15 protein-coding genes are annotated in these 25,999 nt (G+C 41.1%); 8 read left to right on the top strand and 7 right to left on the bottom strand.

Going from position 1 to position 25,999, the window contains the following annotated elements; all coding sequences use genetic code 11:
* Positions 1-5: 5 nt before the first annotated feature.
* Positions 6-1,424, top strand: a complete 1,419-nt coding sequence (locus CDG59_RS01080; RefSeq protein ID WP_087543119.1) for a phosphate--AMP phosphotransferase — start codon at positions 6-8, stop codon at positions 1,422-1,424.
* A gap of 28 nt (positions 1,425-1,452) precedes the next feature.
* Here the strand turns inward: CDG59_RS01080 and CDG59_RS01075 are convergent, their stop codons facing one another.
* A complete protein-coding gene (locus CDG59_RS01075) occupies positions 1,453-1,959 on the bottom strand; it encodes a hypothetical protein (protein ID WP_005162854.1) in 507 nt (168 codons plus the stop codon).
* 182 nt (positions 1,960-2,141) lie between these two features.
* Here CDG59_RS01075 and CDG59_RS01070 point away from each other — a divergent pair, with 182 nt between their 5' ends.
* The 3 genes from CDG59_RS01070 to recD all read left to right on the top strand — a co-directional run bounded on the left by CDG59_RS01070 (position 2,142) and on the right by recD (position 11,360).
* A complete protein-coding gene (locus tag CDG59_RS01070) occupies positions 2,142-5,780 on the top strand; it encodes an exodeoxyribonuclease V subunit gamma (protein ID WP_087543018.1) in 3,639 nt (1,212 codons plus the stop codon).
* Between the two features lie 3 nt (positions 5,781-5,783).
* Positions 5,784-9,509: a UvrD-helicase domain-containing protein gene (locus CDG59_RS01065; RefSeq protein ID WP_087543016.1), complete on the top strand. Its 3,726-nt coding sequence runs from the start codon at positions 5,784-5,786 to the stop codon at positions 9,507-9,509.
* A gap of 99 nt (positions 9,510-9,608) precedes the next feature.
* Positions 9,609-11,360, top strand: coding sequence for an exodeoxyribonuclease V subunit alpha (gene recD / locus CDG59_RS01060; RefSeq protein WP_205666449.1), 1,752 nt, complete (start codon positions 9,609-9,611; stop codon positions 11,358-11,360).
* 697 nt (positions 11,361-12,057) lie between these two features.
* Here the strand turns inward: recD and CDG59_RS01055 are convergent.
* Positions 12,058-13,356 carry a serine hydrolase domain-containing protein gene (locus CDG59_RS01055; protein WP_005162848.1) on the bottom strand — a complete coding sequence of 433 codons (1,299 nt, stop codon included), beginning with the start codon at positions 13,354-13,356 and terminating at the stop codon, positions 12,058-12,060.
* Between the two features lie 239 nt (positions 13,357-13,595).
* On the opposite strand from CDG59_RS01055, the gene rpsO reads away from it, so the two are divergent.
* The 4 genes from rpsO (at position 13,596) to CDG59_RS01035 (ending at position 19,156) form a co-directional block, all read left to right on the top strand.
* The gene (rpsO, locus tag CDG59_RS01050) at positions 13,596-13,865 is read left to right on the top strand and encodes a 30S ribosomal protein S15 (RefSeq protein WP_004637724.1); all 270 of its coding nucleotides are present in this window, start codon (positions 13,596-13,598) and stop codon (positions 13,863-13,865) included.
* 269 nt (positions 13,866-14,134) lie between these two features.
* The gene (gene pnp / locus CDG59_RS01045) at positions 14,135-16,225 is read left to right on the top strand and encodes a polyribonucleotide nucleotidyltransferase (protein WP_171287561.1); all 2,091 of its coding nucleotides are present in this window, start codon (positions 14,135-14,137) and stop codon (positions 16,223-16,225) included.
* Positions 16,226-16,469: 244 nt separating this feature from the next.
* Positions 16,470-17,792, top strand: a complete 1,323-nt coding sequence (locus CDG59_RS01040) for a dicarboxylate/amino acid:cation symporter (RefSeq protein ID WP_087543013.1) — start codon at positions 16,470-16,472, stop codon at positions 17,790-17,792.
* Positions 17,793-17,932: 140 nt separating this feature from the next.
* Positions 17,933-19,156 (top strand): magnesium transporter CorA family protein, encoded by a 1,224-nt coding sequence (locus CDG59_RS01035; protein ID WP_087543011.1) that lies wholly within the window; start codon positions 17,933-17,935, stop codon positions 19,154-19,156.
* A gap of 29 nt (positions 19,157-19,185) precedes the next feature.
* On the opposite strand, the gene CDG59_RS01030 is transcribed toward CDG59_RS01035, so the two are convergent.
* From CDG59_RS01030 to CDG59_RS01010, 5 genes are all read right to left on the bottom strand, one after another.
* Positions 19,186-19,512: a chaperone modulator CbpM gene (locus CDG59_RS01030; RefSeq protein WP_004680669.1), complete on the bottom strand. Its 327-nt coding sequence runs from the start codon at positions 19,510-19,512 to the stop codon at positions 19,186-19,188.
* Positions 19,513-19,523: 11 nt separating this feature from the next.
* On the bottom strand, positions 19,524-20,489 hold the full coding sequence (locus CDG59_RS01025) for a DnaJ C-terminal domain-containing protein (protein ID WP_087543009.1): 966 nt from the start codon (positions 20,487-20,489) through the stop codon (positions 19,524-19,526).
* A gap of 254 nt (positions 20,490-20,743) precedes the next feature.
* Positions 20,744-21,619 carry an Hsp33 family molecular chaperone HslO gene (locus CDG59_RS01020; RefSeq protein WP_087543007.1) on the bottom strand — a complete coding sequence of 292 codons (876 nt, stop codon included), beginning with the start codon at positions 21,617-21,619 and terminating at the stop codon, positions 20,744-20,746.
* A 119-nt stretch (positions 21,620-21,738) separates the two neighbouring features.
* Positions 21,739-23,556, bottom strand: a complete 1,818-nt coding sequence (locus tag CDG59_RS01015; protein ID WP_087543005.1) for a cation:proton antiporter — start codon at positions 23,554-23,556, stop codon at positions 21,739-21,741.
* A 308-nt stretch (positions 23,557-23,864) separates the two neighbouring features.
* The gene (locus CDG59_RS01010; RefSeq protein ID WP_087543003.1) at positions 23,865-25,979 is read right to left on the bottom strand and encodes a TonB-dependent siderophore receptor; all 2,115 of its coding nucleotides are present in this window, start codon (positions 25,977-25,979) and stop codon (positions 23,865-23,867) included.
* Between the last annotated feature and the right edge of the window lie 20 nt (positions 25,980-25,999).

The raw sequence follows: 25,999 nt of genomic DNA, 5'->3' as shown, positions 1-25,999 counted from the left end.
CGAATATGAGTATACAACAACCCAAATTTGAATTGCGTGATGAAGATGAGCTTTCTTTAGATTTGATTGAAGCACAATATGCTTTAAAAGATAGCCAAGATAAAAAAAATGCAAAAAGTGTTCTGATTTTAGTAAGTGGGATTGAATTAGCAGGGAAAGGTGAGGCGGTTAAGCAATTACGTGAATGGTTAGATCCACGCTATTTAAGAGTTAAAGCAGATGCACCACGGTTATTAACGACCTATCAAACTTTTTGGCAGTCTTATACGCGTTTTATTCCTGCCGAAGGTCAGATCGTGGTGATGTTTGGGAATTGGTACAGTGACTTGCTTTCAACCGCCATGCATGTGTCAAAACCATTGGATGAAACATTGTTTGATGCTTATATCGAACAGATGCGTTCTTTTGAACATGATTTACAACATAATAATGTGCATGTGGTCAAAGTTTGGTTTGATTTATCGTGGAAGTCCTTACAAAAACGCTTAGACCAAATTGATGCTTCGGAACAGCATTGGCATAAATTACATGGTTTGGATTGGCGCAATAAAAAACAATACGATACTTTGCAGGAGTTAAGCCAAAGATTTACCGATGATTGGTTTGTGATTGATGGTGAAGACGAAGCTCTACGTGATCAATGTTTTGCTCAATACATATTACAAACATTGCAAGAGTTGCCTGACCATCAAACTAAAGTCACGGAAAAATGGCAACAAGCACAGATTCCCACAGCACTGTTAGAACCGTCAAAACAAAGCTTAGATAAAGATGACTACAAAGAAGAATTGAACAAATTAACCAAAAAAGTAGCTGATGCATTACGTTATGACGAACGAAAAGTGATTGTTGCTTTTGAAGGTATGGATGCCGCAGGTAAAGGGGGAGCAATAAAAAGAATTGTTAAAAAATTAGATCCACGTGAATATGAAATTCATAGTATTGCTGCACCTGAACGTTATGAATTACGCCGTCCTTATTTGTGGCGTTTTTGGAATAAGCTGAATGATGGCGGGAAAATTACCATCTTTGATCGTACATGGTATGGTCGTGTTTTGGTTGAGCGGATCGAAGGTTTTGCTTCAGTCGTTGAATGGCAACGTGCTTATAATGAAATTAATCGGTTTGAGGAAAACTTGGTTGATAGTCAAACCGTAATTGTAAAAATTTGGCTTGCAATCAGTAAAGATGAACAAGAAGTTCGATTTAAAGATCGTGAACAAACTCCACATAAGCGTTTCAAGATTACTGAAGAAGATTGGCGTAATCGTGATAAATGGGACGATTATTTAAAAGCCGCTGCAGACATGTTCGAACGAACCAACACAGATTATGCACCTTGGTATGTAATCGCTACGGATGATAAAAATACAGCACGGATCGAAGTTTTAAAGGCGATTTTAAAACAACTCAAGGCGGATTAAACCGCCTTGTCGTTATCAAATATTATGATTAAGCCACAATGGTACTACGACTTTTTTGTTGAATGCGTTTAGCAAGGTTATAGCAATCTTGAATATGTGCTTCGGTAATTTTACGCATCATAAAATAACCGAGGCTTGCAGCAACCAATTGTCCGCCTAAAGGAATAAACTTGGTCACTTGCTTGGTGGCAATTTTCGTGAAAAAACCATTAAAAGACTTTTTCATGGCTGTGCGCGCCACCACCAAACCTGAAAATTCAAAACCACGTTTACGTAGCTCATCCCAATGTACTTTTTTGGTTTCAGGATCATAGACACTGATATGTTCAGGTGCTAAACCAAAACGCGTATTAATATAAGGAATAATTTGAGTGAGCATGCCCAAATCAACGACCACATCAAAAAATGGGATGGGTACAATCGCTGCACCTGCAGACCAATATGCACGATTTTTGGTTAGTGCCAAACACTCTTCGCGAATTTGCTCCAAGTTTAAGTTTGGATCAATCGAATCAGGAATTTTTTCAATTTTCATAAAGTTATACCTAAAGTCTATCCCTCGATAGTATATTCAATCGGATTGAGTGGTGAATTTCAAAACAATTTATTTATTTCCTTGTATGTTTAACGTGACATAGTTACATGAAGTTGTATAGTGATAAATATGTATGTTTTCGTGCAATACAATAAGCATTCCTGATGAGGTCATATTTGTAGATGGGTATTCATGTTATTCAAAGTCAAAGCCTTGAAGTGTTATTACAAGGTGTGATGGCATCAATCACCCAATCGAGTTCTTCTCCATTTCAGGTATTTCAAACTCAGCATTTTATTGTTCCCAGTCCTGCACAAGAACAATGGTTGACGCAGAAAATTGCCGAACAACAAGGCATGACTGCCAACTATCAATTTCATCAACGCATTCGTGGTTTTCAGTGGTATGCATACCAGCAAGTATTAGAAAATAAAGAACAAGTGCGTAAAGCCAATATTCCGCGTTTGATTTTAAAGTGGCGTATTCATCAAGCTTTACAGCCTTTTATTCAACCCGAACAGAATACTGTTGTGAATGAGCACCCTTTATATTCAATTGTGCAACGGATTTACGACAGCGCCGATCAACTGCAACAAGGCACTGAAAAACAACTAAAAAAACAAAGTATGCTGTATTGGGTGGCGGAGCAAGTTTCGCAGCTGTTTAGTAACTACATGATTTATCGCGGTCATTGTCAACGCGGTTGCCAAAGCAATTGTACCTGTGTGGGGAATTGGCTATCGACTTGGGGACAGAATAAAGCCTTAAATATCGAACAATTGATTGCTCAAACAGATCAACAAACTTCAGCCTTTAGCCTACAACAAACCGAACAATTAGAAGCTTGGCAGCGTTGGTTGTGGCAAAACTACTTTCATGATGATTTTGTTGAAATACAAAGCATTGATGCTGATTTTTGGCAACTTCTAGACAATCAGCAGACACGACCCCGAGCTTTGGCACAACTGCCAAGTCAGGTGATTGTATTTACGATTTTAGATTTACCACCGAGCCAACTGCAATTTTTACGTCGTTTGGGGCAATATCTAGATGTGGTAATTTTGCACTATAACCCATCGCAGGAATATTGGGCCGACAGTGTCGATCCACTCTGGAAAAAGCGTTATGACCTTGGCGTGAAAGAGCGCTATATTTCCAAACATCCCAATGCCAGTGATGCAGACATTGCCGCATTCTTCGACAGTTTTAGTTTGGGGTTTAATGCCTTAAGTCGTGAATCACGACATCCCTTACTGACACGTTTGGGCAAGCAGGCACGTGACCATTTCTCTTTATTGTCACAACTTGCAGGAGCGGAAGAAGGAATTTGGGAAGATCTCTTTGTTGATTATTTTCCCGAAACCTTACTGGGTAAAGTCCAGTCCGATATTTTTTATCTGGCAGAACCTCAGGCAGGGCAATATGAGCTTGCAGCAGAAGATGAATCCATTCAGATCCACGTATGCCACTCCAGCATACGACAACTTGAAGTCTTAAAAGAACAGTTGCTGCATTGGCTGTCTCAAACAGATACGACACCGCGTCGCCCAAGTGATGTGCTGGTTTTGACCCCGAATCTAGCCGAGCTTGAGCCTTTAATTCGCAGTGTCTTTCCTGCAGTTGCAAATGAACATGAAGTCTTTTTACCTGTTAAAATTGCTGGCGTTGCGCAATTAGATGCCTTAAACGCATGGCGTGCTGTACTTGGACGTTTGCAACTGACACAGGGTCGTTTTACGCAGGATGATTTTGCGGATTGGCTTAATCTTTACGCGACGCAGCAGTGTTATGGATTGGACTATACGCAGGTGCAACGCATTTTAGCCTTGCTCAATGATGCTGGCTTTAAACGTGGTTTAGACCAACAACACTTAAAGCAAAGTCTGAGTGACGAAGATCAAGACTACCGTTATAGTTTTAAATTTGCTCTGGACCGTTTAGCTTTAGGAATTGCTGTGCCTGCCCATGTGATGGTGCAGAATATGCTCAGTTATGCCTTGGTGCAGCCAAGTGATTTTGAACTGATTGGTATTCTGATTCAGATCTATCAAGATTTAGCAGCGCGTCGAGATTGGTTGGTGGCACATGAACAATGCCAACGTTTGCCGGTCGAGTTTTGGCTACAGCGAATCAAGGCGGATGTACAGGAGTTTGAGCAAGCCGATGTGGTTGCTTTAAAAGCAATTCGTGAAATTATTCAGAAGCAAGAACGTATGCTGACTTTGGCCAGCTATTATGAAGATACCGAAACCCAATTACGTCAAATTTCCTTGCCTTTGCCTTATATTGTTGAGGAAATTCAACGCACTTTAGAAAGCCAGTCTGCGCAAGTTGAACCGACAGGACAAATCACCTTTAGTCAGATTGGACAGATTCGTCCGATTCCTTATCGGCTGATTGTACTGTTGAATTTGGATACGGGTAAATTTCCAAATCGAGACAGTCATATTCCGTTTGACTTGATGGATGCACTGCGTCAGCAATTGGGTGATCGCTCTCGTTTGGAGGATGATCAGGGGGCATTTTTGGATGCCATCTTATTGGCACAAGAACAGGTTTGGCTGTTTTATAATGGCTTTGATCTCAATGATGGCGAAGTCAGAGAGCCATCCACTGTGTTGCAGGGCTTCCGCGAGCATTTGGCTTTGATTGTAAAACCGACGAGCCGCGAAGATGGTTCTCCTTTATCCGAAGTGGATTTGGCTGGATTGGATGCTTTGCAGGTCCCCACACAGCTTTATCCGCTGTATCATTTACATCGGTTACAGCCGTTCGATCCACTCGGCTTTGTCTCGGATCGACCTGTGCGCTTCCAAGATCAATGGTTTAAGGTCGCTTCACAGATTCAGCAGATGAAAGGTGAGCGGCAAGCATGGGTCAATACCGTCTATCCCGTTGAACAAAATGAAATGATCATTTTGGAGAGTCAGCAATGGATTCAAGATATCAGTTTCCCTGCGCGGCTGTATTTAAAGACCTTGGGTGTGGAAAATTTAACCGCAAAAGAATTGGCCGATCAAGCTGAACCGTTATTACTCGATGGTCTCGGTAAATATGCCATTCGGCATTTTTTACAGCAGCAGGATGATCAGCTCTCTCCGAGTCTGTTGCAAGATCAATTGCCTGTTGGCAAAGTTCAGCACAGTGCTTGGCAGCAAAGTCGCTTAGAGCAGCAACGCTTGTTGGAGCGCTTGCAGCAGTATGCCCCAGCGCCGACTGAAACTACGCAACGGGTTTGGCGGGTCTCGAAACAATTACAAATCGCCTGTGTGACCCCGAAACAACTGACTCAAGATTGGGTCAGTTTGGATGCTTCCAGTGCACGTGCCAAACGCTTTGCCAAAGTCTGGCTTGAATATCTGCTTTGGCTGGCGCTAATCAAGAATGACGCTGCTACAGAGAAGCGCCGAATTGTGGTGTTTAGTGATCAGACGGTGATTTGTGAAGGCCTAAGTTCACAACAGGCGCAGCATTATTTAAATGCTTGGTTACAGCTTTGGCACGATGCACAGCAGCAGCCTGTGGTCTTGCCTGCTGCCTTAGTGTTAAAGCCTTTGGAAAAAGGCAAGCAATATGAGTGGATTGAGCTGGATTCAACGCAGGTTTTAACTGAAGAGAGTCAAAAGCAAGTATTGAAGGACTGGAATGATACGGGTGATTTCTCGGGTTTTGATATGACCCAGAATGAAGCTTGTAAATTGCACCGTGATTGGCAATTCATTTTGCAGGAACAAGATGCAACCGCTTTATTGCAGTATGCCTGTGATCATTATTCCTATGCGTTGTATCAACCGATTTTTGAATTTTTACGGGTGGAGTAAGACATGAACTCAAAGTATCCAGTGTCTTATCAGCCGATTGGAGATATTCAATTTGAAGGGCTGCATTTAATCGAAGCCTCTGCAGGAACAGGGAAAACCTATACGCTATCCAGTTTGATGGTGCGGATTTTCTTAGAGAAATATCTGCCTAATCAGGTGATTGCCACCACCTTTACCCGTGCTGCAGCCGCAGAACTCAAAACGCGTATTCGTTTACGTTTGGTCGAAATCCTTGAGTTTTTAGAGCCTTTCCGTGATGTATTGGAACAAGATATTCAGGTCAAGGCATTACAAGAAACTGATCCGTTAAAACAACAGGTCTTACAAAACTTTGCGCCACGAATTGCCTATGCCTGTGAACGGTTAAAATTGATCATTGATCAGTTAGATGAATTGTTTGTTGGAACCTTGGATAGTTTTAGTCAAAAGCTATTGCGTGAGTTTGCCTTTGAAAGTGGCAAAATTGAACGCGCAGAAATCACTGAGGATGCCAAAAGCTATACCCGTCAATTAATTCATGATGTGTTGCGGGAATGGATTCAGACCCAACCACAGCAAGTGATTGATTTTTTATATATGAGTCAGCAACTTAAATCAGTTGATCATTATATTCAATTGGTAGAATCCAGTTTAAATTTTAGTTCAGCACATTTGAAACAAGTAGATTTGCCTGTGTTTAGCACAGTTGAGTTTGAATCATGCTTGCATCAGTTCGCAGCAAGTTCATCACAATATTTACAAGAGTTACAGGATTATTATCTACTCGATGGTGCATATTATAAATTTATTAATAAAAAGGCTTTTGCAAAAGATCGTTTTCATTTCATTTTTCAAACAGGCTTAGTTCGGCTGGCTCAGCAAATTCAAGAGCAGGGTATAGATATTTATTTTGATCAAAAGGCGTTCAAAGACGTCGATGTTTTATTTTTAGATTCCAAAGGACAAGCTCGAAGTAGTATTTTTAATAAATGTGATCAAAGCATTCAGGATTGTTTTTACCAGCATCCTTTGATTCAGTTATTAAAAGATATTTGGGAGATGAAACTTAAAATTCAAAATGATTTAGATCAATTCAATACCTATTTACAGTTTCATCTTTGTCAGCAAGTCAAAAAGCGTTTACCTCAAGTGTTGCAGCAAAAAGGCGAGACCACCTTTGCTCAGCAAATCAAAACCCTGTCTGAAGCTTTAAAAGGTGAGCAAGGACAATCTTTCGCGGTATTTGTACAGTCACGCTATCCATTGATTCTGGTGGATGAGTTTCAGGATACCAACCAAGATCAAGATGATATGTTGGCCAGTATCTGGCGCCATCCGCAACGTTACCAAAAGAGCTGCATGATTATGGTGGGTGACCGTAAACAGGCGATTTATGGCTTTCGTGGCGGCGATATGCTGACCTTCCTGAATGCCTATCAGGATATTATGGCCAAACAGGGGCGTGAGTATAAGTTGGTGCATAACCACCGTTCGGTGAAAGAACTGGTTGAAGTGGTGGATGTGCTGTTTCAGCGGCAAATGGATTTTGGCGAGCAGGTGATTTATGACCCGATTCAAGCGGGTTCGCGTCCACATCCTGCCCTGATTGACAATGAACAGGCCAATCCCGCGCCGTTGCGCTGGTTGCAACTGCAAGAGGGCAATGAGCAAGCTACTCAAGTCGCATGGAAAATTCAAAGCTTATTGAATCAAGCGCATTTGCAGCAGCTATGCCTGGATGGTGAGGTACGCAAAGTCATTTGTGAAGATGATATTGCCATTCTTTCGCGTAGCCATCGCCAACTGGACGAGGTGCAGTATGCACTGGAACACTTGGGAATCCGAGTGAATCGGCCCTCAAAGCGCAGTGTGTTTGATTCAAAGATTGCACAGGATATAGGTGCTTTACTCACGGCCTTGCTGCATCCTTATGATGAAGCCAAGTTAAAGCGTGCCTTGCTGAGTCGACTGTTTGGATTTGATTTAAGTCGCTTATTGGCACTGGAACAAAGTCCAGAGGGCTTGAGCCATTATATTCAGCAATTCGATGACATCCGTGAAATGTGGCTGAATCAGGGATTTTTGGTGGCATGGCAACGTTGCCTAAACCAGTTTGGTATCTGGCAGCAACTGGTTGCAACGCAAAGCAAGGACAATGAACGTGCCGTGGTGAATCTACGCCACCTCACTGATCTTTTGAGTCAACACAGTGAACATGTACAAGGGATGCAAAACCTCTATCACTGGTATTTAAAGCAACTCAATTCTCCAAGTGATCGTGAATGGGAACTGGAACATAAGCTTTCCAGTGAAGCTGGGGTGCAGTTGATGACCATCCATCAGTCAAAAGGTCTGGAATTTAAAATCGTCTTTTTGCTTGGAGCAAATAAAGCAGCACCAGACTCAAAAAAAGAGGCTTTAAATTTCTCAACCACAGAAATCCAGCTGCCAGAAACAGGGCAAACACGAACACAACGTGTGGTGGCGATTGCGGATAAAAACTTTCTGCAACAGAATGAGCTGGATCAGCACCAGCAACGGGCGCAGGCTGAGCAGAACCGTTTGTGGTATGTGGCGTTGACCCGTGCCAGTCATCGGGTCTATGCGGTGTTTGAACCTGAAAAGGGAGATAAGAACAAACTTTCAGGATTGGCATTCTGGAAGAATCAGGGTGAAGCATTCCAGCATCCACATTGTCTGGATGAAGCCTTGGTTTTGGAGAGACCACAGGCTTTGCATCGTCAGCAAACCCAACAAAGAATTCCACTTTCCGCACAGCCTTTACCTATGCAGCGTTTTTATGCACGGGGTAAAACTAGCTTCAGTTATTTGGCACAGCATTTAAGGCACAAGGCCAATCATGCGGATCGTCTGGCCAATATTGAGCAGAACTTTGATCAGGCGGAGGATGAGATACATGTTCTGCTGACAGCATCTGCATCTGCCTCCCAACCCATTGCGTGGATTAAACAACACTTTCCGAGAGGAACGCTGGCTGGAAATTTCCTGCATGAGATTTTTGAACAGATTAATTTTCAGCAACCCCACATGTGGGTAGAAGAAATTCGCCGTCGTTTTAAAAATAGCTATCAAAGTTTATGGTCAGAGCTACTATTTCAATATCAACAGTATTTCCCTGAACAAGAAAATAGCGAGCAACAACTGTATCAATGGATTGCTGACTGGCTTGGTGAGGTATTACACACGCCACTCAATCAGGGTTTTCAGTTAAAGCAATTAGCTGCAGGACAATACTTGTCTGAATGTCCTTTCTATCTGGCTTTATCAGATCGAGTGCTAGCGATGCAGCGTGTACAGCAGCTGTTTGAGGAATATGGTATTGAAATGCCTGAGTTACTTGAGGCTAAATCTGCCCGTTACTTGAATGGCTCTATTGACTTGGTTTACTTCGATGGTCAGCGTTACCATATTGCCGATTATAAGAGTAATTATCTGGGAGCGGAGCAACTGGATTATCAGCAGCCTCAGATTGCAGAAAGTATGTCGTTGTCGAGTTATTGGTTACAAGCAGCGTTATATCTTGTGGCACTACATCGTTATCTGTCGGTGAAATTGCAGGATTATGATATACAGCAGCATTTAGGCGGCGCATCTTATCTGTATTTGCGCGGCATGAATGGGCAGGCGCAGCAAGGCTGTTACTATTGGAAACCTGAGGATGAGTTTATTTTACGCTTAGATGCGATTCTTGGATATTTCACTGAGGATAAAGCTGGGAAAATGGTGTAGATAAAGTGTGTGATTTTAAATTAAACAAAAGCTTAGCTTGTGAATAACTTTGTTTATAACCTTGTGGACAAGCGTGTGGGTAAGTTTGAGGATAACTCTGTGGACAAACAAGTTGATGATCAGTCAGCACAAATGACATGGTTAAATATGTGGAGTAACTACCTCTCACAAGCACCATTTTCTCAATCTACTCAAACCGTTAACGCTGCACATGTACTACAACAACTGGTTGAAGCCAGCCTACAAGGTGACAGTTCTATTGAGGTTGAGCCAAGCCAGATTGCGGCATTGGCGGATTTGGCTGTTTCCAGCGAAATTGCAAGCACGCAGGTTGCCCCTTGTGTCTATGATCAGCAGGGCTTGGCATTATACCGATATTGGCACCTAGAGCAACGCCTCGCACAGCAGATTTGTCGATTAAAGCGACAAACGATTCAGGCTGTTGATGCCGAACAGTATCAAAACTTACTCAGTGATGAACATCAGCAGGCTGCACTGAAAATGGTTTTGCAACAAGGCCTGAGCATTATTACCGGTGGACCGGGGACAGGGAAAACCTATACTTTGGCGCGTATTATTGCAGCCCTCAACCAGACCATTCCCGATATTCGTATTGCCATGGCAGCGCCTACAGGAAAGGCTGCACAACGTATGCAGGAAGCATTACAGAACTCATTGAATGATCCAAAATTATTGGAATCAGGACTCATCACCGATGAGTTGCGTAATCAAACCACGCAAACCTTGCACCGTTTACTGGGTATTGGCAATCGACAAATACCACGATTTCATCCCAAACAGCCTCTGCCCTATGATGTGATTGTGGTGGATGAAGCCTCAATGCTGGATTTGAATTTGGCAACCCTGTTATTCGAGGCAGTCCCAGAACAATGTCGACTTATTTTGCTGGGTGATGCCAATCAGTTGGCTTCGGTTGAGGTCGGCTCGGTTTTGGCTGATTTACAGCAAGTACAGGCATTGACTGAAAATCGAGTTCAGCTACAGACTAGCCGTCGTTTCTCTGGTGAAGCCAAGATTGGTCAATTCGCACGATTTATTCAGGCCCAGCAAGGTCTCAGCAGCTCTGATTTAGTTTTATCAAAACTAGAGACGGAAATTGTTCAGGCTGCACCTTTGCAAACGATTTCTTTAAATAAAGATATGCCTGATCTGATCCAGTTGGAATATCTACCCGAGCAGCAGGATGTGGAGATTGAACCTTATCAACAGAAGCTAATGGCTGGATTTCAAGCTTATATTGAAGCTTTGAAACATTATATACAGGCAGATGAACCTGTCGAAAAGATTCAGAACGTGATTCAAGCCTTTGATGATTATCGAATCTTAACGGCAGTTCGACATGGCCCGTTGGGAATCGAGCAACTGAATCGTTATGCGGGGCATTGGCTCAATCAGCAATTGAAACAAATCGCTGTTGGAGACTGGTATATCGGACGTCCTGTAATGATGACCTATAATGACTATCAGCTTGGGATTTCTAATGGTGATATTGGCATTTGTTTTAAACACCGTACTCAAGCGCAGCAATTTGAAGTACTTTTCCCGAGCTTAAATAAATGGATTGCAGCGCACCGACTGCCACGCAGTATGCAAACTGCTTTTGCTTTAACCATTCATAAATCACAAGGTTCGGAATTTACCCATACCGCGATTGTTTTGGATGCACATGCCGAGAAACTATTGAGTCAGGAATTGATCTATACCGCAGTCACTCGCGCTAAAAAAGTAGTGAGTATTCTGGCTGATCCGAAGGCATTACAACAGTCATTGATGATTAGAACCATTCGTCGAAGTGGTTTAGTGCAAAAGATCAATTTAGAGGGATTGTGAAATTATTCTTTAAAATTCACTGTTCTGTAAGTAAAAGCTTACAAAGATTCGAGATATTGTCGCTAGAGTGAAATAAATGTTTTTGAGATCATGTACACACAAACAGCCTAGCACGGAAAGCTAGGTAAATCGCAAAAATACAATAATAAAGTCAATGAGACAGCGAACTTACAGTGAGGTAAGTGATAAAAGAGGAAACTTACAGCCGCTAAGCCTTGTAGTTTTGGGAGAGACTACAGGGCTTTTTTATTTTTAATCTTACTAATGTCATGATGGTTATAGTATTTATTTTAATCAAAATGATTTTAATGAAGAATCTCTACCTCTAACTGTGTGAAGCAAACATTAATTTTTCTATAAAAATTTTTAACCAAAAGTTTAAATTAAAAATATGATTGTTTGACAATTTTTATGTATTATTAAGTTAAATGTTATACAGCCCCGTACGTATTTGCTTACATAGAGATAAGAAAAATGCTATTTTTCTCCACAATTGGTTCTGACAGAATAATAGGCATAAAGAAGATACACACTGAAAGCAAAACATAAGAAGTGATGTGTAAAATACGTTCAGAGGGGCTGAAAGTAGCTTAATAAGAAACATAAAGAATAATAATAGAAAAATGAAAAGAACCTTGAATAACGCGCAAAAGCCCAAGTCTGACTTGGGCTCTTTTTTTGCTGCGATCAAATTGAATTAGACGATGTCTGCCTCGTGTCGATCTGTTGCGAATAATGAACGACGTTGATTCTTTGGAATCTTCGAGCAGTTTGTTGAGATTTGATATAATGTTTTGGCAAGAGCAGGGAGGTGTGTCCCAACGACAGATTTTCCTGTGGTAAGCAACGATACACTAATATCACGCTCTGGATCTGCCCAACATAAAATATTAGAAAAACCAATGTGCCCAAAAGCCTGGCCAGTCATTGGACCAAATAAACCGACTGGATTACTACCAAGCATTGGACCTAACGCATAACGCATTGGGGCGAGTAGAGTACGGTCTATGCTTGTTCCTGATGTTGGTAGGGTTGAGCGAAATACAGTTTTTGCGCTCATGATCTCTTTACCCTGATACTCACCACCGCTGAGTAACATTTCAAAAAAACGACCGATTTGTTCAGCGCTGGTATAAATGTTTCCAGCAGGACAAATGGTATCCATGAAACGAGTATCGTTGGTTACATCCACTGCAAGTTGTAAACCGCCACCAAGTACATGATTAAGATAATGGTCTGTACCTAAGCTTGGGTGAATTCCTGTGGCATAGTTTAGTGCAACATTATCTCGATATTGTGGTTTCAAACCATAGTTGAAATAATCCATCCCCATTGGTTTTTCAATATTTTCAGCTAAAAACTCACGTACGCTTTGTCCAGTTACACGCTGAACGATTTCACCTAGGATATAACCCGCGGTAACAGCGTGATAAGCAAGGTGTGTCCCTGATGGCGAAACAGGTTTAGCTGCGCAAAGTACTTTTAAGATTTCTTCTTGGTTAAATAAAAGTTCTGGTGTGACTTCTGTATCAATGCGTGGAATCCCGCCACGGTGAGAAAGCAAATGGAAAATAGTCGCACGACGTTTACCATTGACCCCATATTCAGGAATATAGTAGCTAATCGGATCGAGCAGATTTAAATCACCGCGCTCATCCAACATATGGATCAGCATTGCTGTAATCATTTTTGATGCAGAGAATAAACATACAGGCGTATCAGGCGTACCAATTTTTGCATCCGCGGCTAAGCCATCTGGGGAGTTACCCTGTGCATAACCAATACTGCGGTTCAGTAAAATTTGTCCTTGACGTCGCAAACATAATGTAACGAGTGGATAGTTTCCTGTTTTATACAGGCATTCAACGCTATTCCAGATCTTTTGAATCTGCTTTTCAGTCATTCCACCCAATTCAGCCGCAACTTCATCTTTTGAGCGAATCACTTGATTTAAGTCATTTGGTACATAACAAGTATTGGTTGATAAAATTTTCACGATTCCCTCGCAATATTTTCGTTTTCTTTCATCTCTGTCATAAATTGAAAACAGATATCCCATAGTGTGCCTATTTTGTTCAATGCTGTCAGCTGCCGAAATGCCAGCAAAGTTAAAACATTTTTGCAATATGGTGATAGATCACTTAAAATAGGCGACTTGCTGTAGTGATGCACGGCAGTCAGTTGCTTGCAACTGATCATTATCATTTTATTTTTTAAGCATCTCGGAGAAATCGAATGGCTTTAACTAACGCAGATCGCGCAGAGATCATTGCTAAATTTGCTCGTGCAGAAAACGACACTGGTTCACCTGAAGTACAAGTTGCTTTATTGACTGCTCAAATCAATGATTTGCAAGGTCACTTTAAAGAACACAAACATGACCACCACAGCCGTCGTGGTTTGATTCGTATGGTTAACCAACGTCGTAAATTACTTGACTATTTAAATGGTAAAGATCACGGTCGTTATGTTGCTTTGATCGGCGCATTAGGTTTACGTCGTTAATTCGATTTGGCTTTATTTTCGGTATTTCGCATGTTGCAATGCTTTAACGCTGAAAACAAAGTTTCGCCTGATTTAAGTTAGGCGAGTTTTAGAAGGGGCGCATGTTCGCTCCTTCTTTGTGTTTAAATTTATTTAAAAATTTTGATCTGGTGCGATGGCTTCTAAGCTTTGTCATTTATCCACACATGAGTTGTGGTCTGAATGCCAAACCTTAGGGGTCTCACTAGAATAACTTTTTAAAAGAAACTAGGAAAATATAATACATGTCAATGTTTAATATCGTTCGTAAAGAATTTCAATTTGGTCAGCACCAAGTTGTTTTAGAAACGGGTCGTGTTGCACGTCAAGCAAATACAGTTTTAATCACCATGGGTGGTGTCACTGTGCTTGTTGCGGTTGTGGCTCAACCAACAGCAAAAGCGGGTCAAGATTTCTTCCCACTGACCGTTAACTATCAAGAAAAACAATATGCTGCAGGTCGTATCCCTGGTGGTTATGGCAAGCGCGAAGGTCGTGCGTCTGAAGCTGAAACTTTAATTTCTCGTTTGATTGACCGTCCAATTCGTCCGTTGTTCCCAGAAGGTTACTTCAACGAAATTCAAGTCACAGCAACAGTTGTGTCTTCTGATAAAACCATGGATGCTGACATTGCTGCAATGTTGGGTACATCTGCTGCCTTGTCGATTGCGGGCACACCTTTCCGTGGTCCAATCGGTGGTGCGCGTGTTGGTTTAATCAATGGTGAATATGTTCTTAACCCAACGTTAGAACAACTTGCACAGTCTGATCTTGACCTTGTGGTTGCAGGTACAGAATCAGCGGTGTTAATGGTTGAATCTGAAGCGAAAGAACTTTCAGAAGACCAAATGTTAGGCGCAGTACTTTTCGGTCATGACGAAATGCAAATTGCTGTACAAGCTATCAAAGAATTTGCTGCTGCAGTTGGTGCGAAAGAATCAGAGTGGGTTGCTCCAACACACAACGAAGAATTACGTGCGAAATTAAAAGAAGCTTTTGAAGCAAAAATTTCAGAAGCGTATACCATTGCAGTGAAACAAGATCGTTATGCAGCTTTGGATGCACTGTATGCAGAAGCGAAAGCGCAATTCGTTCCTGAAGAAGATGTGGATGGCATCGCTGACGAAGTGGACTTCCTGTTTGAAGACCTTAAATACCGTACTGTACGTGACAATATCTTGTCTGGTAAGCCACGTATTGATGGTCGTGACACCAAAACCGTTCGTGGTATCGATGTTCAGGTGGGCGTATTGGACCGTGCCCACGGTTCAGCATTGTTTACCCGTGGTGAAACTCAGGCACTTGTAACTGCAACTTTAGGTAATACACGTGATGCATTGATGGTTGATACCTTAGCGGGTACGAAAACTGACAACTTCATGTTGCATTATAACTTCCCAGCTTACTCTGTAGGTGAAACGGGTCGTGAATCAGGTCCTAAGCGTCGCGAAATTGGTCACGGTCGTTTAGCACGTCGTGGTGTACAAGCGGTTCTTCCACCTGTTGATCGTTTCCCTTACGTACTTCGTATCGTATCTGATATTACTGAATCAAATGGTTCATCTTCTATGGCGTCTGTTTGTGGTGCATCTCTTGCACTTATGGATGCAGGTGTTCCACTTAAAGCGCCAGTTGCTGGTATTGCAATGGGCTTAGTGAAAGAAGGTGAGCGTTTCGCAGTTCTTTCTGACATCTTAGGTGATGAAGATCATCTTGGTGATATGGACTTTAAAGTAGCAGGTTCAGCAAACGGTATTACTGCACTTCAAATGGACATTAAGATTGAAGGGATCACTGAAGAAATTATGGAAGTTGCGTTAAACCAAGCATTTGCTGGTCGTATGCACATCCTGAATGAAATGAACAAAGTGATTTCACGTGCTCGTCCTGAAATTTCAATGCATGCTCCTACTTTTGAAGTGATCAGCATTAACCCAGACAAGATTCGTGATGTCATTGGTAAAGGTGGTGCAACGATTCGTGCTATTACAGAAGAGACTAAAGCTGCGATTGATATCGAAGACAATGGTACAGTTCGTGTATTTGGTGAAACTAAAGCTGCTGCCCGTGCTGCGATTGCAAAAATCCAAGCGCTTACTGCCGAAGTTGAACCAGGTAAGATCTATGATGGTAAAGTAATCCGTATCGTTGAGTTTGGTGCGTTTGTAAACATCATGCCAGGTACTGATGGTTTACTTCACATTTCGCAAATCTCAAATGAGCGTATTGCAAACGTGACTGACGTATTGAAAGAAGGTCAAGATGTGAAAGTACAGGTTGCGGATGTTGATAACCGTGGTCGTATCAAGTTGACAATGAAAGATATTGAGCAAGCTCAATAATAGCAATACTTTTGATTAAAAAAAGCGCATTGTTTTTACAATGCGCTTTTTTATTAACTAGATGAAAACTATAAATATAAATTGGCGAAACAATAAACATAAAATTATTTTATATTAGACATTAGTCGAGTGCTTAAATTGTGAGGATTACAATTAACGTAGAATTCCCCAAATTTCCGCTCCTGCCGTTTTAGATAGACAGTCGGAAGTCTATTTGTTATCCCAATATGAAGGAATATTGCACATGCATATCGATCATGCTGCCACAGGTCAAGATGACCAGCAGCCACCAAAGAAACCCAAGTTTTATCAAATTCTTTATGTACAAGTGATCTTCGCAATTGTTGCAGGGATATTGTTAGGTCATTTTTTTCCTGAATTTGGCGAAAGCTTAAAGCCGCTTGGTGAAGCCTTCATTAAAATGGTGAAAATGATTATTGCACCCGTAATTTTCTTGACTGTTGTGACAGGAATTGCTGGGATGAAAAATCTCGGCAGCGTTGGACGAGTCACGGGTAAAGCGATGATTTACTTCCTGACCTTTTCAACATTGGCATTAGTCGTCGGGTTAATTGTTGGGAATGTGATTCAACCGGGTCATGGGTTAAATATCGATCCAAGTACGTTACACAGCACTAAAGTTGATGAATATGCAGCTAAAGCACATGAGTCAACTATTACAGGTTTCTTGATGAATATCATTCCAGATACATTGGTAAGTCCATTTGTATCAGGTCAAATTCTTCAAGTTTTGTTTGTCGCAGTATTATTTGGTTTGGCGCTTGCTAAATCAGGTGATTTGGGCCGTCCAATTACTGACTTCTTACAACAATTAACCAATCCTGTATTCACTTTAGTGAGCATGTTGATGAAGTTTGCACCTATTGGTGCATTTGGTGCGATGGCATTTACCATTGGCGCTTATGGGATCAGTTCAATTGGGAACTTGATGTTATTAATCGCAACCTTCTACATCACCGCATTACTTTTCGTTATTGTTATCTTGGGTGCAGTCGCTCGTTATAACGGTTTTTCGATTATCGACCTGATCCGTTATATCAAAGATGAACTCTGGTTGGTTCTTGGTACAAGTTCATCAGAAGCAGCACTCCCATCATTGATGGCGAAAATGGAAAAAGCAGGCTGTGAAAAATCGGTTGTAGGTTTAGTAATTCCGACAGGATATTCATTCAACTTAGATGGTACTAATATTTACATGACATTGGCGGCATTATTCATTGCACAAGCATGTAATATTGAATTGACACTCACTCAACAAGTGACAATTTTATTGGTGGCTATGCTCAGTTCTAAAGGGGCTGCGGGGATTACGGGCGCAGGCTTTATCACTTTGGCTGCAACGCTTTCTGTTGTTCCTGCGATTCCAGTTGCGGGAATGGCGTTGATCCTTGGTATTGATCGCTTTATGTCTGAATGCCGTGCTTTAACCAATTTAGTTGGTAATGCTTGCGCAACGATTGTTGTTGCAAAATGGGATAAAGCATTAGATAAAGAGCAACTCGACCAAGCCTTAAAGCATGGTGTGGTACTAAACAAAGAAGTTTAATACCCCTTAATTTGAAAAAGCCTCGATGCCTCGCATACGAGGCTTTTTCATGTCATTTGATTTTGATAATAGAATAAACATAGCTTTTTATTGTGCTTCATGGCAGCATTTCTATAGATTTTCAAACTTATCTCGACTCTATGCAGCTTTATTATTTTTATCGTCATAACAGTGAAAATACGATTTTTATTAGCGTGGAACAACAAACAGAACATACGCTTGAGTTTTTATGGGTTGATAGTTTGAGACAGGATTTGGTTAATCATACCGATTCTTGGCAAAAAAATATTTATGAGCATACTGGTGTGGTGCTTAACGAATTTCATATGCGTGACCTGCTCAATATCGAACATCCTTGTGCTTTCGACAGTGTCGAGGAATATGACCTATTAGTATTTCGGAAATTGATCAGTCCAGACGACCAGATTTATGAAAGTGACAATGCTTTAGAATCTCATGAAAGTATTTTTGGCCTAGCAACTACACCGATGGGTTTTATTCTAACGCCGAACATTTTGGTGAGTGTGAGGGAGCAGGGAAATAAAGCAATCGAAAGCTATATTCAACGTATTCAAGTAATTATGGGTCGTCCGATTGCTGAACAAAATAAGCCGAGAAAATTAGCCAGTACACCTGCCGATTTATGCTTACGCTTATTGAACAGCATGATTGATGGCTATTTGAATTTACGTACGCCCTTGACTCGTCGTGTTGAATATTGGCAACAGCAACTTTTGCAGGGCAACCGCCGTTTTAAACAGTGGCATCAATTGTTTCATGAAGATATGGCTTTCCAGCAAATTGAAAATTTATGTGAGGAACAAGTAGAGACCTTGCAGGAATTACGAGATGAACTGGTGGATAATTATCACCATGTGATGGGGGAACATAAACATAAGAATCAAGACATTCTCTTGGTTCGTCTCAATGATTTAATGAGCCATGTAGAGCGTGTTCAAAAACATACCTTGCGTTTAAGAAATGCGATTCAATCGGCGATTGATTTACATTTTTCAGCTATTGCGAATCAAACCAATGAAAATATGCGGATTTTGGCAATTATTACGGCAATATTTGCACCCTTGACTTTGCTGACGGGAATTTACGGAATGAACTTTGAGTTTATTCCAGGGTTAAAGTCACCTGTTGGTTTTTGGATTATGCTTGCAGTCATGTTAATGAGCACGCTGGCACTGTTGTACTATTTTTACCAGCAACATCTAGTAGGGCGGGGTGAACGGAGCGTAATTGATTTATTGGCGCAACAGCATAAACAACGAAATTTAAATTTACTTTGGTTCTTAGACTATGAACCAATTAAGCAAACACTCAAAGAAGTAGAAAAAATGACTAAACTTAAATAAAGCGTTTAGTCATATATATTGATATTACCTTAGTGAAAATGTTTTAACTGCCTGCGGAGTTGCTGCACTTCATCAATCAGGTCCAGCATCACCGCAACTGCTGATAAGCTAGCATCAAAGTCACGTTGTAAACGATAAGCTCGACGTGCTCTGGCGACATCTTCACCGATAAACTGATAACTTTGTGGATCGACTTGGATTTGTAAAATTTCATAATCAATCAGTTTTAAAACCCAATCTGTACTTTGGCCACATGCTTCTGCAAAGTGTTCGAGATCAAGTGCCAATTGTTCATCAATAATTTCAACTTGGCAGTGACCGTCATATTGAATTTCTTTGTATTGAATAGTTGTCATGATCTTACTCCTTATGAGGCACGAGGTCGGAAAGTGGAGAAGGCTTCGGCAAACTGTTGATAAGCCTGTTGTTCTTGCTCACTGTGTGCTGGTGGTAAAACAATATTAATAATTAGATATAAATGCCCTGCGGTTTTATTTGGTATCCCTTTATCTTTGAGACGTAATTGTTGTCCATTCTTAGCATTTTTAGGTAAATTGACTTTGAGTTGTCCTGCGGGAGTATTGACTTCAATGCTTTGTCCTAGAGCTGCTTCCCACGGACTCACATCAATAGTTTGATAGACATCAGCCCCTTCAATACGAATGCGGTCGGTATCTTTATATTGGATTTCAATATAAAGATCACCATTTTCACCGCCATTGATACCACTTTGTCCTTGACCATTTAAGCGAATTTGCTGGCCTTCTTTCATTCCTTTTGGAATCTTAACCTGTAAGGTTTTTCGCTGGACTTCAGGTTCACCATAGACGTTATAAGTTGGAATTTGTAAGGTAATTTGTTGGGTTGAGCCGTGATAGGCAATATCTAAATCGACTTGAATACTGGCATGCTGATCTTCACCCTTGTAACTGCGTTGCTGGCGTTGCGAACGTTGTTGTCCGCCACCAAAACCGGAGCCAAATCGACCAAATAAATCCTCAAAACCACTAAAGTCTGTACCCCCATCGCCTGAACTTTGGCGATAGAACTGGGAACCATCAAAACCACCCGTACCTTGACCAAATCCACCTGTACCCTGGCCAAAGCCTGCAAAGCCCTGTGGATGATCCAGCATCTGATCGTATTCAGCCTTTTTAGTGGCATCACCCAAGGTATCGTAGGCGACATTAATCGCCTGCATTTTGGCTTCAGCATCTGCTTCTTTACTAATATCTGGATGATACTTCTTTGCTAATTTACGATAGGCTTTCTTGATTTCGTCTGCTGAGGCATCTCTTGAAACACCTAGCTCTTCATAATAATTTTTTGCCATGATCTTAAATATAATAATGAGATGTTTCTTTCATTATGAAACGAATTGGCAAGATTTCAATAGGCTGGATTGTATAAGACTTGTTTTGTTGTTTTGGAAAAAATGCCAGCCCTCTGGCTTGGCTGACACCGATTATGATGTCCATTGAACTATCACTTTAAGTGAGATAGAGTTTTGGGTAAATGTCTTATCCAGTAGACATTCATATCAAATAAAAAAAGACGGAAGCCCGTCTTTTTTATTTTACTTTTCAATTAACTCAAATGTTCGCCAAATAAGCCTAAAGCTTCTTCTGCACTAAACTCATAATGTGTATTACAGAATTGGCAATCCATCTGGATTGGATTTTGTGCTTCTAGTGTTTCATGAACTGCATCCACACCAATTTGAATCAAAGCGTGGGCACAACGTTCCTTGGAACAGGTACACCCGAACTTTAACTGCTCAACTTCAGGTAAACGAACCTCTTCTTCGTTATACAAACGATAGAGAATTTCATTGGCTGAAAGATCCGTCAATTCCTCGGGTTTAAGGGTTTCAGTCAACATGGTCAAACGGGGCCACAGGTCTTCATCAACCAACTGTTGTTCTTCTTCATTATTACGAGGGAGTAGTTGGATTAATAAACCACCTGAACGTTGACCATTTGTTGCCAATACAATATGTGTTGGAATCTGTGCAGACAAATCATAATATTGCGTTAAGCAACCAGCTAATGTCGGTTGATCAAATGGTACGATACCTTGGTAGCGTTCGCCGTGTTCAGGTTCGATATTGATGAACAGCACAGGGTTGCTCAGGGCAGCAAGCACGGTACGACTATCTTTACCTTCTGCGAAGCGCGGATCTTCTTCGTAATCTGCGAGCGCACGAACTTCACCTAAGTGATTGCATTCGGCCATAGCCCATTTAAATGTTCCGCTTGCTTGAATTTGTAAGCTAATACGACCACGAATCTTGAGTGTACTTGCAAGTAAGGCGGTTGCACTCAGCATTTCACCCAAGAGACTTTGTACCGCAGGCATATATTCACGTTGCGCCAAAATGGTTTGTAGTGCTTCTTCCAAATGAACCACTTCACCACGAACAGGGCAGTCTTCAATAAAAAAGCGTTGGCGTAAATCAGACATATTTTTCTCCAGTGCTCCTTCGAGGGAGCGCAAAGCAACGCTTTGCTTTGTAACGCACTTCAGAATTTATAAAGAGGTGCATGGTTATGCAGTCAATAATGGTGTCGGTTTGCCAAAACTCAAGATGTTTCATTGAGTGATTTTGCATCACATTGTGTGTTTTGATCATTGCTCGCACGATCTAAAATCAAAGTTTTTGTATTTGCAAATAAATACTCAAGCTCGGCAATAGCACTTGGATGGTTTTTAATGATCTCTTGTTGATTAGAATTCCAATGTTGCTGCATAAGCCGTTCATCTTCTTGTTTAAAATGCATCATCATATTTTGTGCTTCATCTTCGGGAAGGCCTGTTTCAACCAAGGTTTGCTGCGCCATACTTAAAGCAGATGCGTAGGTTTCACGCCAAATCTGTGAGATACCTAAATCATGAAGTAATCGTGCATGATGACGATCTCGAGCACGAACCAAAATGGTTAAATCTGGATAATTTAAACGCAGATGTCGTGCTAGATTCATGCTGTCCTCGACATCATCAATCGCAATAATCAGTAACTTACAGTATTCAATACCTGTAGTGCGTAGGTTTTCGATTTGTGTAACATCGGCATCAATAAAATGATGTCCATATTGTTCAATAAAGTCAGCATCAGGTTGGTTGCTATCAATCACGTTAAAGTGTTTGCCTTGCGCATGTAAAGCACGTGCAATGACTTGCCCAAAACGGCCAAATCCAATAATGAGAATTGGATGTTGTGGGATATCAGCATCAGCCACAGCGACTTTATTTTTTTGCAGCATCGGTAAAATTTTCCGATTAAACAGCGCGTAAAGTAAAGGTGTGAATAGCATCGAAGCCAAGATAATGAGAAATGTCGGTGCTAATAATTCTGTGCTAAGTAAATTTTCGCTTTCAGCTAGCTTGAGTAGAATTAAACTGAGTTCACCACTTTGTGCCAAGCTTACGGCAAATAAGGTACTAAATTTGGCATTGCGTTGTTGAGAATAGCTGATCGCACCGATCACAACTGCTTTGATTAAGACCAATGCAAAGATTGAACCTAGAATCAAGAGTGGAGATTGGCTTAAAGGTGTCAATGAAAGCCCCAAGCCAATCGCCATAAAAAACAAGCCTGTCGCCGTATCTTTCAAGGGTTCTAGAATACGCTCAACTTCAACTTTAAATTCAGTCTCAGCAAGTAAAAGTCCAGCTAAAAATGCAGCAATCAAAATATGAAGATTTAAAATATCCATAATTAGGATGACTGAAAGCAGGATGAATAAACTGAGCACAGCAATGAGATGGAGACTTTTTTTATGTACTAAGAAACGAAATATAGGACGAACTAAATAACGATTGGCTAAAAATAGACCTGAAATCGTAGCGATGAGCGCTGCAAAATAGGCGATTCCGTGTCGAGTAGAGGCTGTGTCTTCTAGCAAAGGAAAGAGTGCAATTAGAATGACGGTAATAAAAGCCTGCAATTGTAAGGTGGCTAAAGTAGCTTGTTCTAATTTATGGTTGCTTTGTTGTTTTTGTTGGAGTAGTTGTTGTGGAAGAATCAACGCGGAGAGCGCTAAAGCACATCCGAGAATCAGACTGTGCCACACTTGATCAAACAGTAAGAAACATGCTCCAACTAGAAGGATCGTCATGATGAAGTATTGTAGGCCACTATTTTTTAGGATGCCTCTGCGTTCTCCCCACAGTTTTAGCGGGCGAAAAGCAAAGCCAATAAAGAACATCACGGCAATCATACCGAAATGCAGCAGTTGATTAATCAATTCAGGATCTTCAATCAAACCAGAAACACTAGAACCAAGTAAAAGTCCTGCAATCAGATAACCCAAGACAGTCGTGCCTGTGTAACGCTTCGCTAATGGAGCAAAAATTAAAGCTGCCGCCAGTAAAACAATAGCTTGTGGTAGGAATGACATGTTCTGCCTTGATCTGCTGATTTCTTTCAGCTGTTACATTAACTTAAAAATTGGGTGAGTTTGTAAGGGAAATATGAATTTTTCTTTTGGATTTTTATTTTTAAACGCTCTTGAGATGTACGCCTCCGTGTCAAACGATATCACGTGAGTTTCATGGAGGTGTAGTATTTATAAAGTAGATGATATTGTTGGGCGCAATAACCATTTCACAGAAGCATCAATTGAATGAGCCACTCAGAAAATGCATGGCTCATTCATATGAAAATAGGCACTTATTATTCTCAGAACAATAAATGTGAGGCAGTGGCTTAGTATTTAAATTTCACATTCAAACGAATCATACGAGGATCACCCCAATTCACTAATTGCGCATTTGGTGTCGTACCTGCTAGGTATTCTCGGTCAAAGAAGTTTTTAATCGTTAAGCCAGCTCCCCAATGTTTTGCCTCATAACCTGCATTAACATCAAACACTGTATAGCCTGGTAACTCAATATAGGCTGTTCCACGTTGTGCGGTACGTAAACCTTGATAGCGAATGCCTGCACCGATATTCCAGCCTAGTTTGTCAGGACTAAAATAATATTGAGTCGATAATGTTCCCGCATTTTTAGGTACATGGTTGGCTCTTTTCCCAATTTCACTTTCCGTTACACTTTCCATCACTTTCGCAGTTGGGATGTAACTATAAGTGGCAGATGCATTCCATTGATCCGTCAAAGATGCTGCCATTTCAGCTTCAAAGCCTTTGGTTTTTTGTTCACCTGTTTGGATGGAATAAGCACCACTGGCATCTGATTCAGTTACATTTTTACGTGTGAGGTCATAATAAGCAACATAACCTTGCAAGCGTTGATTTAAGGCTTGAAGTTTAATACCGATTTCTGCTTGTTTACCTTCTTCAGGATCGAGTAATTCGCCATTTGCACCTGTATCTGTCACTGGCATAAATGAAGTCGCATAGCTGATATAAGGCGCAAACATATCATTGATGCGATACATGACAGAGGCACTACCTGTAAAGGCTTGATCAGAGTTCTGTGTCGTGGTGTTTTTTAAGATGTTGTCAATTTCAACTTGAGTCCAGTCATGGCGTCCAGATAAGCCAATAATCCAGTTGTCATCAATCTTAACCGTATTGCGAAGATATAAACCTGCATATTGACTATAAGTCAGCTCTTGAGTTGGTGTACCCAGTTTTACGCTGGTAATACCATAACTTGGATTATCCGCATTGAATGAATTAATAGTATCTGTTCGGCGGTAATAATCACTACGCTCTTTCATCATATCCAAGCCAACCATGACATCATAATTGACTCGTCCAAAATTAAAGTTGCGCTGCAAATTACTATCCCACGCATAGTTGATATCTTGCTTATCTTGATTGTTAACTGCACGTTTAATGGTTGGCAATGTGGTATTGCTCGTAGCTAAAACGGCATCACCTTGAGTATCTGTTTTGGTGACAGCAAAGTTTTGTTTATAGGTCCAACCATTATCAAAATAATGTGCATAGTTTGCTCCAGCACGATAGACATCAACGTTATAGCCGTGATCTGGTTCACCAAAGAAAAGATTGTGTGAATAACTCTTATAGGTTGAACTATTGCCATGTGGAATGCCCTGTTGGCGAACATATTCACGGTGCTGATAACTGGCAATAACAGATAAATCGTCCTTTTCACCTAAATCAAAGTTATAAGACGGCGCAATGTAATAGTTTTTGAAATACACATAATCGGTTGGATCATCTTGATCAGAGACTCGACCAACGAGACGGAAAGCACCTTTCTCTGTGTTATTCGGTGCATAGTTAATATCAAAAGTGCCTTCTCTGAGGTTGTAGCTACCATAGCTTAAAGTTCCCCGATAAGCGGTTTCTGCCTGTGGGCGCTTTGTGGTTAGGTTGACTAAACCACCAGGTAAAGCAAAACCGAAGCCAACAGAAGTAGGACCTTTGACGACCTCGATCGATTCTAAGCCTGAAATATCTTCTGCTCTTAGTACATTGTCTGATGTCTGTACTCGTAAACCATCAATATAGGTTTGTGAGCTTGAAATTTGTCCACGAATAATAAAATCATCCCAACCACGACGACCATATTGTCCAGAACTAACACCAGCCACGCCTTCTAAAGCTTCGGAAACGGTTTTTGCTTGTTTTTGCTCGATTTGCTGATTGGTTACCACACTAATTGATTGGGCTGTTTCAAATAAAGGGGCATTTGATCTGAGCACAGCTATGGCAGTCTTTGCTGCATAGCTATTTTTTTCTTGTTTTTCTGCCTGAACTTTAATCTTCGGCAAGACCTGTGTTGAGGTAGAAGATGCGGTATCTTCCTGTTGTTCAGATTGAGCAAAAGTATGACTTGCCATGACAGCAAGTATAGAAAAAGCGAGGGAGGAGGTACGGAATCGCATGGTGAAATAATAACCTTACA

It is taken from the genome of Acinetobacter sp. WCHA29 (assembly GCF_002165335.1).
Classification (GTDB): Bacteria; Pseudomonadota; Gammaproteobacteria; order Pseudomonadales; family Moraxellaceae; genus Acinetobacter.
This window is presented reverse-complemented; position numbering and strand designations above follow the sequence as displayed.

What these genes read in the sequence shown, in the direction of transcription:
- CDG59_RS01015 (WP_087543005.1), bottom strand. Translation starts at nt 23,556, where the DNA reads ATGTCATTCCTACCACAAGCTATTGTTTTACTGGCGGCAGCTTTAATT.
- CDG59_RS01010 (WP_087543003.1), bottom strand. Translation starts at nt 25,979, where the DNA reads ATGCGATTCCGTACCTCCTCCCTCGCTTTTTCTATACTTGCTGTCATG.
- CDG59_RS01080 (WP_087543119.1), top strand. Translation starts at nt 6, where the DNA reads ATGAGTATACAACAACCCAAATTTGAATTGCGTGATGAAGATGAGCTT.
- CDG59_RS01040 (WP_087543013.1), top strand. Translation starts at nt 16,470, where the DNA reads ATGCATATCGATCATGCTGCCACAGGTCAAGATGACCAGCAGCCACCA.
- rpsO (WP_004637724.1), top strand. Translation starts at nt 13,596, where the DNA reads ATGGCTTTAACTAACGCAGATCGCGCAGAGATCATTGCTAAATTTGCT.
- CDG59_RS01020 (WP_087543007.1), bottom strand. Translation starts at nt 21,619, where the DNA reads ATGTCTGATTTACGCCAACGCTTTTTTATTGAAGACTGCCCTGTTCGT.
- CDG59_RS01070 (WP_087543018.1), top strand. Translation starts at nt 2,142, where the DNA reads ATGGGTATTCATGTTATTCAAAGTCAAAGCCTTGAAGTGTTATTACAA.
- CDG59_RS01035 (WP_087543011.1), top strand. Translation starts at nt 17,933, where the DNA reads ATGCAGCTTTATTATTTTTATCGTCATAACAGTGAAAATACGATTTTT.
- pnp (WP_171287561.1), top strand. Translation starts at nt 14,135, where the DNA reads ATGTTTAATATCGTTCGTAAAGAATTTCAATTTGGTCAGCACCAAGTT.
- CDG59_RS01075 (WP_005162854.1), bottom strand. Translation starts at nt 1,959, where the DNA reads ATGAAAATTGAAAAAATTCCTGATTCGATTGATCCAAACTTAAACTTG.
- CDG59_RS01030 (WP_004680669.1), bottom strand. Translation starts at nt 19,512, where the DNA reads ATGACAACTATTCAATACAAAGAAATTCAATATGACGGTCACTGCCAA.
- CDG59_RS01065 (WP_087543016.1), top strand. Translation starts at nt 5,784, where the DNA reads ATGAACTCAAAGTATCCAGTGTCTTATCAGCCGATTGGAGATATTCAA.
- CDG59_RS01025 (WP_087543009.1), bottom strand. Translation starts at nt 20,489, where the DNA reads ATGGCAAAAAATTATTATGAAGAGCTAGGTGTTTCAAGAGATGCCTCA.